Source organism: Neobacillus niacini (genome assembly GCF_000759675.1).
GTDB lineage: Bacteria > Bacillota > Bacilli > Bacillales > Cytobacillaceae > Neobacillus > Neobacillus niacini_A.
In genome coordinates, this window is sequence record NZ_BAWM01000021.1 from 217,777 (window position 1) to 235,926 (window position 18,150).

General features: G+C 39.3%; 15 protein-coding genes and 1 pseudogene. All 16 read left to right on the plus strand.

Annotation, left to right across the window (positions count from 1 at the left end):
* The first annotated feature begins 45 nt into the window (after window positions 1–45).
* The 16 genes and pseudogenes from TR08_RS13710 to TR08_RS13785 all read left to right on the plus strand — a co-directional run bounded on the left by TR08_RS13710 (window position 46) and on the right by TR08_RS13785 (window position 18,065).
* Window positions 46–1,218, plus strand: coding sequence for a MalY/PatB family protein (locus TR08_RS13710; RefSeq protein WP_045518947.1), 1,173 nt, complete (start codon window positions 46–48; stop codon window positions 1,216–1,218).
* A gap of 27 nt (window positions 1,219–1,245) precedes the next feature.
* The gene (gene nhaC, locus TR08_RS13715; RefSeq protein ID WP_045518949.1) at window positions 1,246–2,718 is read left to right on the plus strand and encodes a Na+/H+ antiporter NhaC; all 1,473 of its coding nucleotides are present in this window, start codon (window positions 1,246–1,248) and stop codon (window positions 2,716–2,718) included.
* Window positions 2,719–3,181: 463 nt separating this feature from the next.
* Window positions 3,182–4,159, plus strand: coding sequence for a thioredoxin-disulfide reductase (gene trxB, locus TR08_RS13720; RefSeq protein ID WP_045518950.1), 978 nt, complete (start codon window positions 3,182–3,184; stop codon window positions 4,157–4,159).
* A 2-nt stretch (window positions 4,160–4,161) separates the two neighbouring features.
* On the plus strand, window positions 4,162–4,503 hold the full coding sequence (locus TR08_RS13725; RefSeq protein ID WP_045518951.1) for a thioredoxin family protein: 342 nt from the start codon (window positions 4,162–4,164) through the stop codon (window positions 4,501–4,503).
* A gap of 193 nt (window positions 4,504–4,696) precedes the next feature.
* Complete coding sequence (locus tag TR08_RS13730) at window positions 4,697–4,993, plus strand: aspartyl-phosphate phosphatase Spo0E family protein (protein WP_045518952.1); 297 nt, start codon at window positions 4,697–4,699, stop codon at window positions 4,991–4,993.
* 330 nt (window positions 4,994–5,323) lie between these two features.
* Window positions 5,324–6,481, plus strand: coding sequence for a trans-sulfuration enzyme family protein (locus TR08_RS13735; RefSeq protein WP_045518957.1), 1,158 nt, complete (start codon window positions 5,324–5,326; stop codon window positions 6,479–6,481).
* 61 nt (window positions 6,482–6,542) lie between these two features.
* Entirely contained in the window at window positions 6,543–7,850 is a 1,308-nt protein-coding gene (locus TR08_RS13740) for an aminotransferase class I/II-fold pyridoxal phosphate-dependent enzyme (RefSeq protein ID WP_045518958.1), read from the plus strand.
* Window positions 7,851–7,946: 96 nt separating this feature from the next.
* A complete protein-coding gene (locus TR08_RS13745) occupies window positions 7,947–9,131 on the plus strand; it encodes a MalY/PatB family protein (protein WP_045518959.1) in 1,185 nt (394 codons plus the stop codon).
* A gap of 357 nt (window positions 9,132–9,488) precedes the next feature.
* Window positions 9,489–10,934, plus strand: a complete 1,446-nt coding sequence (locus TR08_RS13750; RefSeq protein WP_045518960.1) for a sigma-54 interaction domain-containing protein — start codon at window positions 9,489–9,491, stop codon at window positions 10,932–10,934.
* A 379-nt stretch (window positions 10,935–11,313) separates the two neighbouring features.
* Window positions 11,314–12,135, plus strand: coding sequence for an amino acid ABC transporter substrate-binding protein (locus TR08_RS13755; RefSeq protein WP_045518964.1), 822 nt, complete (start codon window positions 11,314–11,316; stop codon window positions 12,133–12,135).
* Window positions 12,136–12,146: 11 nt separating this feature from the next.
* A complete protein-coding gene (locus TR08_RS13760; RefSeq protein ID WP_045518965.1) occupies window positions 12,147–12,830 on the plus strand; it encodes an amino acid ABC transporter permease in 684 nt (227 codons plus the stop codon).
* 20 nt (window positions 12,831–12,850) lie between these two features.
* Window positions 12,851–13,594, plus strand: a complete 744-nt coding sequence (locus tag TR08_RS13765; protein WP_045518967.1) for an amino acid ABC transporter ATP-binding protein — start codon at window positions 12,851–12,853, stop codon at window positions 13,592–13,594.
* A 323-nt stretch (window positions 13,595–13,917) separates the two neighbouring features.
* Window positions 13,918–15,117: an FAD/NAD(P)-binding oxidoreductase gene (locus tag TR08_RS13770; protein ID WP_045518969.1), complete on the plus strand. Its 1,200-nt coding sequence runs from the start codon at window positions 13,918–13,920 to the stop codon at window positions 15,115–15,117.
* Between the two features lie 26 nt (window positions 15,118–15,143).
* Window positions 15,144–15,725 carry a hypothetical protein gene (locus TR08_RS13775; protein ID WP_045518973.1) on the plus strand — a complete coding sequence of 194 codons (582 nt, stop codon included), beginning with the start codon at window positions 15,144–15,146 and terminating at the stop codon, window positions 15,723–15,725.
* A 27-nt stretch (window positions 15,726–15,752) separates the two neighbouring features.
* The gene (locus tag TR08_RS13780; RefSeq protein WP_045518975.1) at window positions 15,753–17,198 is read left to right on the plus strand and encodes an MBL fold metallo-hydrolase; all 1,446 of its coding nucleotides are present in this window, start codon (window positions 15,753–15,755) and stop codon (window positions 17,196–17,198) included.
* 63 nt (window positions 17,199–17,261) lie between these two features.
* A pseudogene (locus TR08_RS13785) lies at window positions 17,262–18,065 on the plus strand (sulfite exporter TauE/SafE family protein).
* The last annotated feature ends 85 nt before the right edge of the window (window positions 18,066–18,150 follow it).

An 18,150-nucleotide genomic window follows, 5' to 3' on the forward strand; every position in this document is an offset into this window, starting at 1 on the left:
AAATGTAAACGCATACTTGATAACTTTAAAGAATGAGGGAAAATGATGGCACACAACTTTGATGAAAATATAAATAGAGTCGGTACCGATTCAGATAAGTGGGATAACGAGGGACAAAGCGGCTCTTTGATTCCGCTGGGCATTGCCGATACAGATTTCAGGGCTCCGTGTGAAGTTTTAGATGCTTTAAGGCAAAAAGTAGATTTTGGAGTATTCGGTTATGGCTATTTTCCGCATGATCGATTTACGGATGCGATTAAAGGTTGGTATGGTCGCAATCATAAAGTTGATGTTAGGGCAGACGAAATTAGTTATGCGCCCGGATTAATGACAGGGGCTTTATGGATGTTCTTAGATGCCTATACCAATCCGGGTGACAAAGTGGTGATTCAGCCTCCAGTCTATGCCACCTTTAAAAAGGTAATTGAGAATTTTAATAGAGATACAATCGACAACCTATTAAATTACCACAACGGAAGTTATCATATTGATTTTGAAGATTTAGAAGCCAAACTAAAGCTGCCTGATGTGAAAATACTCCTTGTATGTAATCCTGCTAATCCAATTGGGCGGGTATGGACAAAAGAGGAAATGCAGAAAATGTACGATTTATGCCGCGAGAATAACGTAATTATTATAAGCGATGAAATTCATAGCGACATGATTCACAAAGGGCTGCCTTTTCACTCTTTTTTAGAGATTTGTGAGGAAGAGGATAAACATATTGTGGTGATGAACTCTCCAAGCAAAACCTTTAATTTGGCGTCGTTCTTTAGTGCTTATGTGATTGTAAAAAACAAAAAACTGAAGAAGTCGTTTGACGATATTTATATCAAGTATCATTTCGATTATAACTATTTAGGGGTAGAGGCTTTAATCACTGCTTATAATGAATGCGATTATTATGTGGGTGAATTAAATGATTATTTACGAAGCAATCTTGATTTTTCGATTGACTATATTAATAAACATTTACCCAAGTTAAAAGTTCAGTATCCTGATTGTTCCTATTTGTTATGGATTGACTGTGGAGAGCTGGGACTTAACAATACGGAATTGGCTGAATTTTTTATAGAGGCAGGAGTTAGAGTCAATGACGGTAGTGCATATGGAAAAGATTGCGGTAGTTTGGTAAGAGTAAATATTGCCTGTACGAGATATTTACTAGAACGTGCATTGAAACGGATTAGGGTAAATTATGTTAAAGGTGGTTTTTAAAAACTAATAAATTGTGAGGTTTTGTGTATGGGGAACAAACCTGAAAGTCAAGGAAATGCAACTATTTCATGGGATGATAATTCGTATAAATTTCCGGTGTCATTTAAATATGCAATGATTTCTGTCTTAGTATTTTTCGTATTGCTGCTTACGGGAACACTTGGTTTTGGTGCATCCCTGGAATTAATGTTCTTGTTGTTATGGATTGTCGTGGCCTTGCTTGTCATGAAACTAGGATACAAATATAATGAAGTCCAAAATATGGCATGGGAAATGGGGAAGCAGTCTTTTGAACCGAATACGATTATTTTAGTAGTTGGCGTCATGATTTCTACTTGGATGGCTTCTGGTACAATTCCTTATATTATGTATTGGGGGTTAGAAATAATTTCACCTCAGTTTTTTTTAATCACGGCTTTGCTCGTTACATCAGCAACATCTCTTGCAACTGGAACCTCGTGGGGAACCTTGGGTACGGTTGGTTTGGCATTAATGACAGTTGGTAATGCACTTGGCATTCCTCAAGCAATGACAGCAGGTGCCATTATTTGCGGTTCCTTCTTCGGGGATAAGTTGTCACCGCTGTCCGACAGTACAGTTTTAGCAGCTACAGTTGCTGGTTCTAAAGTAATGTCGCACGTTAAACATATGTTATGGTCAACTGTCCCAGCGTATATTCTAACAGCTATAATATTTATCTTTTTAGGTTTAAAGTATGGAAAAGAAGGATCGGATTTGCAGCAGATTGATGAAATAACAGGTGTAATTGCAAAGAATTTTGATTTATCCTGGATTTCATTACTTCCTCTCCTTATTGTACTGGTGATGCTTGTGAAAGGCATCCCATCTATTGTTTCGCTGTTAATGGGTGTGTTTAGCGGCCTGGCTGTTGCTGTTTTTACTCAGGGATTTAATTTAACTAAAATGTTTGATATCATGACCAATGGATTTGTATTTAAAAGCGGCAGTGAGTTAGTTGATCCTATCCTGAGCAGAGGTGGACTCTACAGCTTAATGAGCTCATTCCTTGTTGTCCTTTTAGCTATGTGTGTAACGGGCATGTTAGAACAATCAGGCATTCTGAGTGCTTTAGTAGAGCCATTAGTTAAACGAACCCACGGCTCTACTTTTAAAATAACACTAGCGACAATGTTGATTGCATTAATCACAAATATGATTGGCTCATCGATGTTATTAACTGCGATTGTAGCTGGTTCACTTATGAGAAATGTTTTTAAAAATAATAATTTGGCGCCAGAAAATCTTTCGCGTAATATCGAGGATGTTGGGACGATGGGTGCACCAGTTATCCCTTGGAACTCCAACGCCATCTATTGCTCGCAGATGTTGGCAGTATCGCCATATGCATATTTCCCATATGTCTTCCTGGCCTTCTTTGTACCATTATTTGATATAATTTATGGTGCCACCGGAATTGGAATAAAAAAGTTGCAGACTAAGAAGCTCGAGGATGTTGAAGCGGTACCTAAAGCAATCTAAGTAAATGTGGTTTATATAAAGGTGATTCCTGATAACATTTATAGGAATTGCCTTTTTATTATTGGTAAGTCGTCTATATACTAGCAATGATTTTATCCTTAAGTTCCAAAAAAAACCTCCCTTTTAAGACCAATCCAAAATCCTCATTTAAGTAGCTCCATGTAAAGAAGTTTATATTGTTTTACCTAGAAAGATGATTGAATATATTCCTAAATATTGTTCAAGTAGTTACAACAACTATCTTGTATCTTTCCTTTAAAAACTTTCCTGGTTTTTAATCAAACGTTTGAAATTTGAGTGGATACATGTTTTCTTAATCTTGAAAAAATTTTTCTCAAACGTGATAGGAAATAGGACTGATTAACCGATAAGAGGCTGTAAAAATAGTGAATATACAAGGAATTAAAAATTGGCACGAATATTGCAAATTACTATTCATGACTAAGAGATAAGGAGGTAAGCGATGTATAAAGCCGTTATTCTAGGGACTGGACCTGCTGGGTTAACCGCAGCAATCTATTTAGCACGTGCTAACATAAGTCCTTTGGTCATTGAAGGGCCTGAACCAGGGGGGCAATTGACATTGACAACAGATGTCGAGAATTTTCCTGGTTTTCCTGAAGGGATTATGGGGCGAGAGTTGATGCAGAACATGCGAAAGCAAGCTGAGTTTTTTGGAGCAAAGTTTAAAAGAGGCTGGGTTAAAAAAGTCGACTTTTCCAATAACCCATTTACCTTAACGGTGGAAGGAATAGGGGAGCTTAAAACGCAATCTTTAATCATTTCAACGGGAGCTTCAGCGAAACTTTTGGAGATACCAGGGGAAAGAGAAAATATTGGGCGTGGGGTAAGCACCTGTGCAACATGCGATGGATTTTTCTTTAGAGGAAAGAAAATTATCGTTGTCGGGGGTGGAGATTCTGCTATGGAAGAGGCAAATTTTTTAACGAAGTTTGCTTCGGAGGTTCGGGTTGTCCACCGCAGAAAGGAGCTTCGCGCTTCCCAAATAATGCAAGACCGTGCCAAAAAGAATCCAAAAATCACGTGGAGCTTAAATTCCATTCCTGAAGAAGTGATCGCAGGGGATCGACACGTTACTGGCTTGAAAGTAAAAAACAGCGAAACAGGAAAAGAGGAAGTTCTGGGAACTGATGGTATTTTCATTGCCATTGGGCACAAACCGAACACAGCATTTTTAGACAATCAAATCAAAACGGACGATATGGGATATATCATGGTGAATCCTGGTGCAACCGAAACGAATATCCCAGGTGTATTTGCCTGCGGGGATGTTCAAGATCATAAATACCGCCAAGCCATTACGGCTGCGGGAAGTGGTTGTATGGCTGCTCTGGATTGCGAAAAATATCTTGATGCAAGTGAATTAGGTAGTGGAAACAATCAATCTATCATTGAGAACCAAATATGGGGAGGATTTTAATAATGAAAGAGATTAAAACAAAACAAGAGTTTGAAGAGGCGATTTTATCAACAAAACCAGTTATGGCCAAATTCTATGCCGAATATTGCCCAGACTGCCAGCATACTGATTTATTTATGCCCATCTTGGAAGAAGCGTATAAAGAAAATGTAGATATGATTGCAGTAAATCGTGAACATTTTCCAGAGGTATTAGAGAAGCTGGATGTGTACGGAATCCCAAGCTTTATTGCTTTTAAAGAAGGGAAGGAACTGAACCGCTTTGTAAGTAAACTTGGAAAAAGTCAGGAAGAGGTTGAACAGTTTCTTAATCAAATTGTAGAGGCAAGTGGAAAACTAGGATAGAAAATCCTTGCCTGGTGCCAATAACTATTGAGCAGTCACTCAATATTTATTGGCCATCTTTTTAGTCTCAACAATCTTATCAACTATTTTTTCATGGAAACTATACAGCTTTTAGAGTTCGAATAACAGGCCGACTTTGTGCATTTAGTAGATGAGTATTGTATGACCTTTTTTGCTTCAAGGGGGATAAAAAATGGAACTTATTAAATATGTGAAGGAATACAATTATCTGAAAGCCAAAATGGAGACATCAGTATTAATGTATGGCCTGTGTGATTCGAGAACGATTAAATATAGTCAGGAATTAGATCTATTACTTAATAAAGTAATGAAAATTAGATATACAGGATTAAAACATTTTGAACGTAATAATGGTTTGTCAGGAGGGACAGAGGGTGAAAACAACAAAACGACCGTTATTCCCGGGACGCCCGAGCCAAGTAGTTTTTTAAAATACAGAATAATAACAATGGACCATGCTGATATTTGAGCATGGTTCTTTTTCTTAGGTAGTGCAGGAGAAGGAACAGTGACTTGTCTGCAAAATGAAATACCAAAAAGTTAGAAGGGTAGCTAATTTCTTTCCAATTTTAGAAATATATTATCAATATTGCAAAAGTGGTAAGTTAGATAATTACTATATTTTGCAGTGCACCTTGGCAAAAATGAAAATAAATAAAGAGTTTTAATATTAAAACTGTAGATTTTATAAGGTTTATAGAATTGGCATAATTTTTGCATATAAAGATTTGTATACAACTAATAGGAAGAATAAAAACGGCAGCATTTCAGATTACTAAAATTAGGAGGCGTAATAATAATGAACTATTCATCAAAACTAGTAAAAGTAAATAAAGATCCAGGGCACGGCTCACACATCTCACCTGTTTATATGACTTCAACATTTGTTTTTGATAATGCAGAAGTAGGTGCACAACGCTTCGCAGGAGAAGATCCAGGATTTATGTATTCACGCCTGGGAAATCCAAATGTAAGAGAACTGGAAGAGAAGGTAGCGGCATTGGAATTTGGTGAAGGTTGTTTGGCTTTCTCATCTGGAATGGCTGCCATAACTGGTTGCCTTCTGGGTGTTTTGCAGGCAGGAGATCACGTTGTTGCACACACAGCGTTGTATGGGGCGACGCACGCATTTCTAACCCAAATGGTAAAGAAATTTGGTATTGATGTAACATTTGTACCGTTTAAGACAGGGGAAGAGCTTGAACCACACATTACAGATAGAACGAAAGTGGTCTACTTTGAAACCCCTTCCAATCCTACGCTTTCCTTAGTGGATATGAAGAGTGTAGCGGCGATCGCTAAGCAAAAGGGTATCTTGAGTGTTGTTGATAATACGTTTTTGTCCCCATATTTACAAAATCCTATTCTATGCGGCATTGATATTGTCGTTCACAGTGCAACAAAATATTTGTCGGGTCATGGATATCTTATTGGCGGACTAGTGATTTCCAGCAAGGAAATTATTGATCCGATGAGAAAAGAAGTGCAGAAGACTATGGGAGCAAATTTGGCCCCTATGGATGCCTGGCTTCTCTGTCAAGGGATACGTACATTGCACATTCGCATAGATCGCTCACAAGAAAATGCACAAATTTTGGCTGAACGCTTGGAAAAACATAAAGCTATAGAGAAGGTTTATTTTCCAGGACTAGCAAGTTTTGAAGATAAAAATATCATGGAGAAACAAATGAAAGGTCCTGGAGCAATGATTTCTTTTGTCTTGAAGGGGGGATACGAAACAGGTGTTAAACTTATGAATTCAGTAAAACTGAGTACTTTAGCAGTTTCCCTAGGGGATGTAGGTACATTAATTCAACATCCAGCTTCGATGACACATGCGATAATCCCTAAAGAAGAAAGAGAAAAAGCAGGTCTCTATGATGGACTCGTTCGTTTTTCGGTTGGAATTGAAGATGTAGAAGATATATGGAAGGATCTCGAAATGGCATTAGAATAACGGTGCGGCTGAAGGATTCGTCAAGTTCATTGCGGTTAAAGGAAATTGGAGGGTGTATAAAATGCTAAACCCATTGGCTTTAGAATTAAATCATGTTATTGAAGAACGGAATAAACCAGTATATGAGATGTTTTCATTGTTAGGAAAATCCTTGTATTTTCCAAAAGGGATTGTCAGCCAAGCTGGAGAGGCAAGGGGGAAAGCAGATCGATTCAATGCAACAATCGGGATGGCTTCAGAGGGTGGACAACCCATTTATTTAGATGTGATTCATAAAAACCTCTCCTCATATAATCCGAAAGACCTGTATCCGTATGCACCACCCGCAGGAAAACCGGAGCTACGTGAGGTTTGGAGAAAAAAGCTTCTAAAGGATAATCCTTCCCTTGAAGGAAAGGAATTTGGTACCCCGATTGTGACGAACGGGCTGACCCATGGCTTGAGTATCGTATCCGACCTGTTTGTAGAAAAAGGCGATTCGATTATACTGCCAGATAAGTATTGGGATAACTATCATATACTCTTCAACATCCGCCACGACAGCAGGACCGTGACCTATCCATTATTTACGAAGACAAATGAATTTAATGCAGAAGGGTTGCTGGAGTCTCTTTTATCCTGCAAGAATGGAAAGGCGATTCTTGTGCTTAATTTTCCGCATAATCCTACCGGGTATACTCCTACGGAGAAAGAAGCAGAAGGAATTCTTGATGCCATCAAGCAGGCGGCGGATCATGGGATTAACATTGTTGCTGTAATGGATGATGCTTATTTTGGATTATATTATGAAGATTCAATCAAGGAATCTATATTTGCCCGTTTAGTTGGAGTACATCCGCGTGTCCTCCCGATTAAAATCGATGGGGCAACGAAAGAAGAGTATGCTTGGGGTTTTCGTGTTGGGTTTCTCACATTTGGAATTCGAGACCCTCTGGTTTTAGAAGCTTTGGAGAAGAAGGCGATGGGCTCCATTCGAAGTACCATCTCATGCAGTCCGCACCTTTCCCAAACGATCATTTTGGATGCCCTGGTAAATCCCGAATTCGAAATACAGCGTAACGAGAGAAATAAAGTATTGGAAGACAGGGCCAAACGAGTCAAAGAGATCTTAGTAGACGGGAAATATGCGGATGAATTTGAACCTTATCCATTCAACTCAGGTTATTTCGTAAGTCTCCGCATAAAGCATTCTGATGCTGAAATACTAAGGGTCCATTTGCTCAATCAGTACGGAGTGGGGACTATCTCACTTGCCAAGACGGACCTTCGGATCGCTTTTTCCTGTGTAGAATTAAACGATCTGGATCTCCTTTTTGAACTAATCTATCAGTCTTGTAAAGAATTGAATCCATGTTCTATAAAGCTGTGACATTTCAGAGAATTTCCATCACACCGGGGAAAATGAATCACGGCAAATCGAATGAAGGAAGTAGAATTTAGCAAACTTGAGAAGGAGCGATACTTTATGAAATATAATTTTGATCAAAAAATCTGCCGTCTGGGTACGGATTGCGAAAAATGGGACGACCGTAAAAATCAATTTGGCGTAGAGGATGTCATCCCAATGTGGGTGGCCGATATGGATTTTCAGTCTCCTCAGCCGGTCATCGAAGCGTTAAAACAGCGGGTGGAGCACGGTGTATATGGCTACGGAGTAAGATCGGACTCGTATTTTGAATCCATTGTTAACTGGCTAAAGCGAAGACATCAATGGTCTGTTAAGAAAGAGTGGATTACCCACAGTCCAGGCGTGATTCCAGCCCTATCGCTTTCGATTCAGTCCTTTACGAAGCCGGGAGACAAAATTATGATTCAGCCGCCCGTCTACCATCATTTTGCCCGTGTGATTGAAGCGGCCGGCCGTGAAGTTGTAACCAATCCGCTTGTACTCAAACATGGACATTATTCGATCGATTTCGAAGACTTAGAGGCGAAGATCGATGAAACGGTAAAAATGTTCATTCTGTGTAGTCCTCATAACCCGGTTGGAAGGGTATGGAGCAAAGAGGAATTGACGAGGTTAGGACAGATTTGCAGAAAGCACAACATTCTTGTTGTGGCAGATGAAATTCATTGTGATTTTGTTTATAAGACACATACACACATTCCTTTTACCTCGATTTCAGAAGAGTTTGCGAATCATTCCATTACCTGTATAGCACCAAGCAAAACGTTTAACCTAATGGGGGTGCAGACATCCAGTATTATTATTCCAAATGGACAGTTGCGCGATCGATTTAATCAGGAACTTCATACAATATCCATTGGTTCACCCAATATATTTGGCGCTGTTGCGTTAGAGGCTGCTTACCGCTATGGAGAAGAATGGCTGGATCAGGTTCTTGACTATTTGCAGGGGAATTTGGAATACACGCTGAGTTACTTCCGCAGCCACATTCCGGAAATCAACGTGATTCAGCCGGAAGGAACCTATCTTGTATGGCTGGATTGCCGGGAATTGCGATTTTCAGGTAAAGGATTGAATGAATTTATGTTACAGATTGCGAGAGTTGCGATGAATCAAGGACAGATTTTCGGTAAGGAAGGCGAAGGATTTATGAGGCTAAATATTGCCTGCCCTCGTTCGATGCTGGAAAATGCCTTGAGGGGAATGGCAAACGCCGTCGCTTCTTTATGTAAAGCTCATTAAGTAATTTTATTATCATATTGTAATACTATTCCAGAATTTTAGCACAGTCCTTTGATCATGGAGTCTCGTTGAATGCTGTTGTATGGTATGCCAAAACTTCGATCTTTCAGTGAAGTTTTGTTACTCAAACATCTGAAAATTTTATCAACCTTCGAAAAAGTATTTTCATTATTTGGAAATTTAGTATAATCATTTGTATAACGTATATAACGGAAAATCAGAAAAATTGGCAAAACAATGGGTGTTTTGCTTTTTTTCTTACAAAGGTTTTTGGGGATTTAAAGTTGGCTTGAAAATTGCATAGAAATATGACACGGAAAAATTTAAAATCACTTGAGCTCATGGGAGGGAGAAAACGTGAGGGGTATCACTCAGAATCAGGAATTTATTCAACTATTTTCAGAGAACCTTACAGCGGTACTTGGTTTTGATATCACAATACTTGATCGAAACGGTAATCGGGTTAGTGGAACAGGAAGTTATCAACATCAAATTGGCAAACCCGCACCTGATGGCTCCTTGTTGCGGGCTGTAATGAAGACTGGCAGACCCGATATGACCTATGATGTCATTAAAAATGAATCCCATTGTATGAGCTGTAAATTCATTAAGGAATGCAAAGAGACAGCAACCATTGGTTATCCAATCGTCAAGGGAAGTGAAACATTAGGTGTCATCGGGCTCATGGGCTTTTCAACTGAACAAAAAGAAAAGATGATCGAAAATGCTGATTCACTCAAGGAATTTCTCCAGCATCTAAGTCTTGTAGTTGAATCCCAGTTAATCTCGCAGAGTGAAAGATACCAAGGACAATGCCATTTATACGAAGATACATTAAATTCGAATAAAGTCAGTACCTTTGATGGCTTCATCAGCAAAAATGAGGATATGAAAGATGTGGTACGTAAAGCCAAGCGTATCGTAAATAGCACGGCAAATGTTTTAATTAGAGGCGCAACGGGAACGGGGAAAGAGGTTTTGGCAAAGGCCATTCATTATGAAGGGAATCGGAAAAACCACCCCTTTGTTGCGGTTAATTGTGCCGCTATACCGGAGAGTTTATTAGAAAGTGAATTGTTTGGCTATGCGGGAGGGGCTTTTACTGGGGCAAACCGGGAAGGAAAAGCAGGAAAGTTTGAGCTGGCGAATAATGGAACCCTCTTTCTTGATGAAATAGGAGATCTCCCTCTTTTCCTGCAGCCTAAACTTCTTAGGGTATTACAGGAAAGACAGATTGAAAGAGTGGGAGGAAACAAATCACTGCCTGTAAATGTTCGGGTGATAACAGCAACACATCGCAATTTAGAAGAAATGGTTCAAAACGGTACATTCCGCGAGGATTTATATTATCGAATCAATGTGATCCCGCTGCATACAAAGTTATTGAAGGAGAGGAGGGATGAAATTCCCTTCTTTCTCCAGTACTTCATTTGTAAGTATTGTTCAATCTTAAATCGTCCGTACATGACGGTGGATCCACAGGTAGAACAATGGCTAATCCAATATGATTGGCCCGGGAATATTAGACATTTAGAAAATGTTGTGGAATTTATGGTGAATATGGCAGAATCGGATGTGATTGGCTTTCAGGATCTTCCGGATTATTTGTACCAAATTCAGGCACCTGTTCATACTGGCGGGTTAAGTTTAGATGAGATGGTGGCCGAATATGAAAAATCCATTATCCAAAGTTTCTTCCTGGGTGGTCGAGATCGAAAAGATAAGGAAAAAGTGGCGGAAGAATTGAAAATTAGTTTATCGACACTTTATCGTAAGCTAGAACGATACAATCTAAAAGTTTGATAACTTTACCCGAAGATTGCAAATTTCATTTGCAATCTTTTTTTGCCTTTATAGGTGGTTAGAGGATAATTTTTTGAGTAATTAGAAAAATATTTTCAAATTTGGGAATCTGAAACAGTAAGGAACATTAGGTTCTCACTATATTTCTCGCGGGATTGGGAATTTTCCAACCAGTTTGAAAGTAGGGATGTTGAATTAACAAGGATTTTATTTTGGCACAACTCTTGCATAATAAAATGAAAGGGGAGGTGGAGTCAATTTGAAGAGGATAGAGTTTAAAGTGAGGAAAATTTTCGGAATATTAAAATGATACAGAAAAGTAAGTTAGTAATTTGCAAATCATCCATTTTTTTAAAAAAATATAGGGGGGAAACCATTTATGAAAAAGAGTTTTATCATCATCGCTTTTTCGTTACTTTTAGCACTAGTAGTAACGGCATGTGGAAAAGCTGAAAATCAGGCAGCAAGTCAAGCAGGCAAAAAGTCAGATGAGAGTAAGAATTTGCTAGAGCAAATTAAAGCAGATGGAACCATTAAAATTGGAACAGAAGGAACCTATGCACCGTTTACCTACCATGATGCATCAGGAAAATTGACTGGTTTTGATATCGAAATCGCCGAGGAAGTGGTGAAAAGACTTGGAGTGAAAGCTGAATTTGTTGAAACTCCATGGGACGGAATTTTTGCCGGACTTGATTCGAAGCGATTCGACATAATTGCGAGTCAAGTAGGTATTCGTCCTGACCGACAGGAAAAATACGATTTTTCTGAGCCAACTAATGTGTCAAAACCTTACTTAATTGTTAACAAAGACAATGACACGATTAAAACATTTGAAGATTTGAAGGGGAAAAAATCAGCTCAGTCACTAACTAGTATATTTAAAGAAATGGCAGCTTCCAACGGTGCTGAAATCGTGAGTGTTGAAGGATTTAATCAAGCTATCGATTTATTAATTTCAAAACGTGTGGATGCGACTATTAATGATGGATTGTCCTATCTTGATTTCAAAAAGCAACAGCCTGATGCACCGCTTAAAGTTGCAGCAGAGCTTGATGAACCTACACAAATGGGAATTATGTTCAGGAAAGAGAATAAAGAATTGGTAGAGGCCGTAAATAAAGCACTCTCCGACATGAAGAAAGATGGTACGTATTTAAGCATCTCACAAAAATACTTTGAAACTGATGTTTCCAAATAAGGAGTGTTCTAATGTTTGCTAATGAAAGAATGGACCGAATTATTGACATCGTTGTAAACTCATTTTTACCGATGTTAAAAGCAGGGATCGCTTTTACCGTACCGTTGACACTCACATCTTTTTTTCTGGGACTCATTCTTGCTTTGCTTACAGCACTGGCTCGGATCTCGGGAATTAAACCTCTCGACGCTGTTGCAAGATTTTATGTATGGGTGATTAGGGGAACACCGCTGCTTGTTCAGTTGTTTATTATTTTTTATGGTCTTCCAAGTGTAGGGATTACAATTGGTCCGCTGCCATCAGCTATAATCGGTTTTACTATTAGTGTTGGCGCATATAACTCAGAGATTATTCGCGCAGCTATACTTTCAATTCCCAAAGGACAATGGGAGGCAGGTTACTCAATCGGGATGAGCTATCGTCAAGCATTAAAAAGGATTATTCTTCCTCAGGCAACAAGGGTATCTGTCCCGCCTTTGGCAAACAGTTTTATTGGCTTGGTAAAGGATACATCTTTGGCCGCAACCATTACTGTGACCGAAATGTTTAGAGTTGCTCAGCAAATTACCGCTACAACCTATGAACCATTAGTACTATATTGTCTAGCAGGATTTATCTATTTAATTTTCAGTACCGTTCTTTCGAATGCACAAGGGCAGATGGAAAAACGACTGGATCGTTACGTGGCGGGCTAATTTGATAGGGGGAAATATACATGATTGAAATAAAGAACCTGCATAAACAGTTTGGACAAACAGAGGTTTTAAAGGGAATCGATCTAAAAATTGAGGAAGGCAATACAGTTTGTATTATTGGGCCATCGGGTTCAGGGAAAACAACTTTATTACGTTGTCTGAATTTATTGGAAACGCCTACAAAAGGGACCATTAAGCTTGGAAAATTTTCTTTGGATTTTCAGGATAAAAAACCAGTTTCAAAAGATAAGGTGATTAAGTTCCGTCAACAAACGGGTATGGTTTTCCAGGGTTACAATTTGTTCCCTCATATGACCGCACTTGAAAATATTATGGAAGGTCTTGTTTACGTTCGTAAACAAGACAAGGAACTTTCACGTACGAAGGCTCTTCAATTGCTGAAAAAGGTAGGATTATCGGAACGGGCGAACCATTATCCATCTCAGCTATCTGGTGGACAGCAACAACGTGTAGGAATTGCGAGGGCGATGGCAATGGAACCTGAAGTCCTGCTTTTTGATGAACCTACTTCCGCGTTAGATCCAGAGCTAGTAGGAGAAGTACTTAAGGTCATGAAAGAACTTGCTAAAGAAGGAATGACTATGGTTGTAGTGACTCATGAAATGAATTTCGCGCGTGAAGCGGCGGACAAAGTTGTATTCATTGATAAAGGTGTAATCGTTGAAGAAGGAACACCGCAACAAATTTTTGAACATACAGGGCATGAACGGACATTACAATTCCTAAATAAACTGTGTTCATAGGGAAGGGCCAGTCTCCCTCTGCTTTAAGATTGCAATTTCATTTGCAATCTTTTTTAGCTCTAAGGAAGGATATTTTTGAATAATTAAAAAAATATTCTCAAATTTGAGAATCGAAAAACAGTACTGAACAGTAGGTTTTCACTATATTCATAGCGGAAATGAAAATTTCCCGTTTTTTTTGGAAGCAGGAATGATGAATTAACAATGATTTTATTTTGGCACAGTACTTGCATAATAAGAAACCGTAAGAGAGAGGTGGAGCCAATTTAAAAAATATGGATTTTGAATCTACGTAGGTTTAGGTGACTAAAGGGAGGGTTTATATGAATGATTTGACAGACTACAAAGTTATTATTGTAGGCGGCGGAAGTGCTGGTATTACAGTGGCAGCTCGTCTATTAAAGGAATCACGGACTCTTTATGGGAAAATTGCCATTATTGACCCTGCTGAAAAACATTATTACCAGCCGCTGTGGACACTGGTTGGCGGCGGGGTTGTTGATAAAAAGGTAACAGAAAGAGAACAGTCCTCTTTAATTCCAGATGGCATTGCATGGATTAAAGAAGCGGTAGAAGCGTTTTTTCCAGATGAACAATCAATTGTAACGGCTTCGGGCAACAAACTGAGTTATGACTTTTTAGTGGTGGCAGCAGGTATACAAATTGACTGGCACAAGGTGAAAGGTTTAAAAGAGAGCATTGGCAAGAATGGCGTTTGCAGTAATTACTCTTTCGATTATGTCGAAAGTACTTGGGAAAGTATCCGCAATTTTGACGGCGGGAATGCCATCTTTACAAATCCGAATACACCTGTTAAATGTGGTGGTGCACCGCAAAAAATCATGTATATGGCGGATGATTATTTTCGAAAATCAGGGGTTCGCTCGAATTCTACTATCCACTTTTTCTCTGGAGCGGGCAGTATTTTTGGAGTTGAAAAATATGCAGATACATTAAACAAAGTAATTGAAAGAAAAGGAATTGAAACGCATTATCAGCACAATTTAGTGGAAATACATGCACAGCAAAAAAAGGCAGTTTTTAAAAGCCTTTCGACGGATGAATTGGTAACGGTATCCTATGATATGATTCATGTCGTTCCGCCGATGAGTTCGCCTGATTTCATTAAGAACAGTCCATTAGCTGCAGATACTGGCTGGGTGGATGTAGATCCGTATACATTACGCCATAAAAAATATGGAAATGTCTTTGGAATAGGAGACTGTACCAATTTACCAACATCAAAAACTGGCGCCGCTATTCGAAAACAAGCTCCGGTTCTTGTCCAGAACTTGTTATGTCTAATGAACCAAAAAACAGGGTTGCAAAAGTACAACGGCTATACCTCGTGCCCGCTCGTAACAGGATATGGAAGTTTAGTTTTAGCAGAGTTTGATTATGACTCTAAGCCGGATGAGAGCTTTCCTTTTGATCAGGCCAAGGAAAGATACAGTATGTATTTATTAAAGAAGCAGGTACTCCCCATTTTATATTGGAACGGAATGCTAAAGGGCCTGCTATAAAAAAACGTGTTAGTGAGAGGAAGATTATGCAGAAAACAACCATTGATCACTTATCGGATCTCCAACCATTACTTTCATTATTGAGTCAGAAGGAAACACAAAACAGTTTAATCCAAACACTGGAAAAACTGCCCGAACTTGTTGACCAGTATTCTGCCCTAGAACGAAACATCGCTTTTATTAAATCCGTTCTAAATGATAAAGAATCGACGGAATATTTATTGGGGGGATTAGAAGATGAAATCGGTAAATACATTCCCACTAAAGATTCATTGGAAGCATTGATGGCACTGGTCCATAACCTTCCGAAATATACTAAATACTTGTCAATGGTAGAACCAATTATGGAATTCCTATTATCGACTTCGCGTGATCAAGAGTCCATTGATTATTTATATAAGGGGGCACAAGAAATCGCAGGTCCGATCCAGCAAAAGGTTGAAAATGGTTGGGATTTGATTCAGCGGGCAAAAAAAGAAGCGGACAAAGACCATTCACCTGTGACCATCTTTACCGTATTCAAATTAATCAAAGAGCCTGCCGTTCAACGGAGTATTCATTTTGTTAAAGCACTTTTAACTATTGCTTCTGAACCTAAATTAAAATAATCGACTTCTAAAGGAGTGTTCAATCTCATGTTAATTAAATATTTTTATGATGAGAAATTGGCTCATGCCTCTTATTTGGTCGGGTGTCAAGCTAAGGGAGCTGCCATTGTGATTGACCCTTCCCGCGACGTCCATTCTTACTTGAATGCAGCGCAGGCCAATGGATTATCGATTACAGGTGTTACGGAGACACATATTCACGCCGATTATATTTCTGGTTCAAAGGAGCTGGCTTCCAAAACAGGGGCTAAACTTTATCTGTCAGATGAGGGGGATGCCGATTGGAAGTATCAGTTTTTCGATCAGTATGATTCCCAATTGCTCAAAGACGGGGATAGCTTTTCAATTGGGAAATTAACCTTTGAAGTTCTTCATACTCCAGGGCATACACCGGAACATATTTCATTTTTATTGACAGACGGCGGCGCAGCAGTCCAAGCTCCTATTGGCCTCTTTACAGGTGACTTTGTTTTTGCCGGAGATGTGGGCCGTCCTGACTTACTGGAAAAAGCTGCAGGTGTAAATGGTTCGGCCTATTCGTTGGCAAAAAAAATGTTTAAATCCTTGCAGCGATTTAAACAGCTCCCAGACTATTTACAAGTATGGGCGGCGCACGGAGCAGGGAGTGCATGCGGGAAATCACTGGGGGCAGTGCCTTCGACAACGGTTGGATATGAAAAGCTAGCTAACTGGGCGTTGCAATATGATGAGGAAGATCTATTTATCGAAGCATTACTTTCCGGGCAGCCTGAGGCGCCAAAATATTTCGGAATCATGAAACGACTAAATAAACAAGGGACGACCCTAATCGAAAATCTTGAGCCTGTCCTTCATGCACAAACTTCGTTAACCGTCGTTCAGGAATGGACCCAAAACGGTATTGTGGTGGATACCCGGCCGGCGAAGCAATTTGCGGAAAAACATATTGCGGGAACCATCAACCTACCCTACAATCAATCCTTTGTGACTTGGGCCGGATGGCTGCTTGAATATGATCAGCCGATCTATTTATTGGTAAGTGGGGAAGATGAAGCGAAAACGCTTAAAGCATTACGATCGATTGGACTTGATCAGGTTAAAGCTACAATGGATAGCACGTTCATTGAACAGCTCGAATGGAACGAAATGGATGTTGCGGATTATCAAGCAGTTGAACCGAAAGAGATTATGGATAAGCTTGATGAGTATTATGTCCTTGACGTTCGTCGTAACAGTGAATGGATGGCCGGGCATATCTCGCAGGCTCACCATATCATGCTTGGACATCTAAAAGAAAGAATGAACGAGATTCATAGCGAAAAACCAATTCTTATAAATTGTAAATCAGGCGCAAGATCGGCGATTGCCGTTAGTCTATTGAAAGCAAATGGGTTTGACCGTGTCCTTAATTTAACAGGCGGGTTTGATAAATGGAAAAAAGAGAATAATAAAGCATTAAATTCCACGGAGCTTACTGCTAAAGGAAAAAGATGATAAGCCAACACCAATATTGCGATATTAACTAGCGCATCGTGGAATGTAAAAAGGAGTTATGGAATGACAATTCTACAATGGTTTCTCACAGTTGCCTCAGGCGGAATTATTGGCTTTACTTTAGGACTTATTGGCGGTGGTGGTTCCATTTTAGCAGTTCCTCTTTTGCTTTATGTGGTCGGGGTGAAAGACCCGCATATTGTTATCGGCAGTACAGCCCTTGCTGTTTCACTTAATGCCTTTTTGAATCTTATACCTCATTCACGTGCAGGCCATGTTCATTGGAGACCGGCAATCGTATTTGCTATACCAGGTGTAGTTGGAGCCATATTTGGTTCTTATCTTGGCAAGCTTTTACCGAGCAAGCAATTGCTGTTTCTTTTTGCCTTACTTATGATTTTTATGGCCATTAAAATAATCCTGCCTAAAAAGACTGTAAAACAGGCAGTAAATACAGAAACAGAAGGTATGAGTTAAATGGATAAATTTAATGGAAAAAAATTAACCCTATTCGGTGTTATGACAGGAATGGCATCAGGCTTTTTTGGCATTGGCGGTGGGTTTTTGGTTGTTCCCTCCTTACTGGCAGCCACAAATATGGCTATCGTTGAAGCAATCGGTACATCCTTGTTTTCTGTAGGAACTTTTGGGCTCACAACGGCACTAAATTACAGCCTTTCTGGATTGGTTAATTGGTTCGTAGTGCTGGCACTTGTTTGCGGCGGATTTATAGGGGGGATCTTTGGTACGATCGTTGCAAAGCGTTTAAGCAAACAACGACAAGCCCTTAATTATATTTTCTCTGCTGTTGTCATAACCGTAGCCATTTATATGATCATTAAAAATGCAGACGCCCTGAATTTATGAATCTGTATTTGGTAGAGACAACCGAAAGGAATAGGTTTCACAATCATATTTTTCTAGTTTATTGTGAAAGTATAGCTAATTTCTA

What these genes read in the sequence shown, in the direction of transcription:
- TR08_RS13780 (WP_045518975.1), top strand. Translation starts at nt 15,753, where the DNA reads ATGTTAATTAAATATTTTTATGATGAGAAATTGGCTCATGCCTCTTAT.
- nhaC (WP_045518949.1), top strand. Translation starts at nt 1,246, where the DNA reads ATGGGGAACAAACCTGAAAGTCAAGGAAATGCAACTATTTCATGGGAT.
- TR08_RS13755 (WP_045518964.1), top strand. Translation starts at nt 11,314, where the DNA reads ATGAAAAAGAGTTTTATCATCATCGCTTTTTCGTTACTTTTAGCACTA.
- TR08_RS13735 (WP_045518957.1), top strand. Translation starts at nt 5,324, where the DNA reads ATGAACTATTCATCAAAACTAGTAAAAGTAAATAAAGATCCAGGGCAC.
- trxB (WP_045518950.1), top strand. Translation starts at nt 3,182, where the DNA reads ATGTATAAAGCCGTTATTCTAGGGACTGGACCTGCTGGGTTAACCGCA.
- TR08_RS13710 (WP_045518947.1), top strand. Translation starts at nt 46, where the DNA reads ATGGCACACAACTTTGATGAAAATATAAATAGAGTCGGTACCGATTCA.
- TR08_RS13740 (WP_045518958.1), top strand. Translation starts at nt 6,543, where the DNA reads ATGCTAAACCCATTGGCTTTAGAATTAAATCATGTTATTGAAGAACGG.
- TR08_RS13730 (WP_045518952.1), top strand. Translation starts at nt 4,697, where the DNA reads ATGGAACTTATTAAATATGTGAAGGAATACAATTATCTGAAAGCCAAA.
- TR08_RS13765 (WP_045518967.1), top strand. Translation starts at nt 12,851, where the DNA reads ATGATTGAAATAAAGAACCTGCATAAACAGTTTGGACAAACAGAGGTT.
- TR08_RS13745 (WP_045518959.1), top strand. Translation starts at nt 7,947, where the DNA reads ATGAAATATAATTTTGATCAAAAAATCTGCCGTCTGGGTACGGATTGC.
- TR08_RS13725 (WP_045518951.1), top strand. Translation starts at nt 4,162, where the DNA reads ATGAAAGAGATTAAAACAAAACAAGAGTTTGAAGAGGCGATTTTATCA.
- TR08_RS13770 (WP_045518969.1), top strand. Translation starts at nt 13,918, where the DNA reads ATGAATGATTTGACAGACTACAAAGTTATTATTGTAGGCGGCGGAAGT.
- TR08_RS13760 (WP_045518965.1), top strand. Translation starts at nt 12,147, where the DNA reads ATGTTTGCTAATGAAAGAATGGACCGAATTATTGACATCGTTGTAAAC.
- TR08_RS13775 (WP_045518973.1), top strand. Translation starts at nt 15,144, where the DNA reads ATGCAGAAAACAACCATTGATCACTTATCGGATCTCCAACCATTACTT.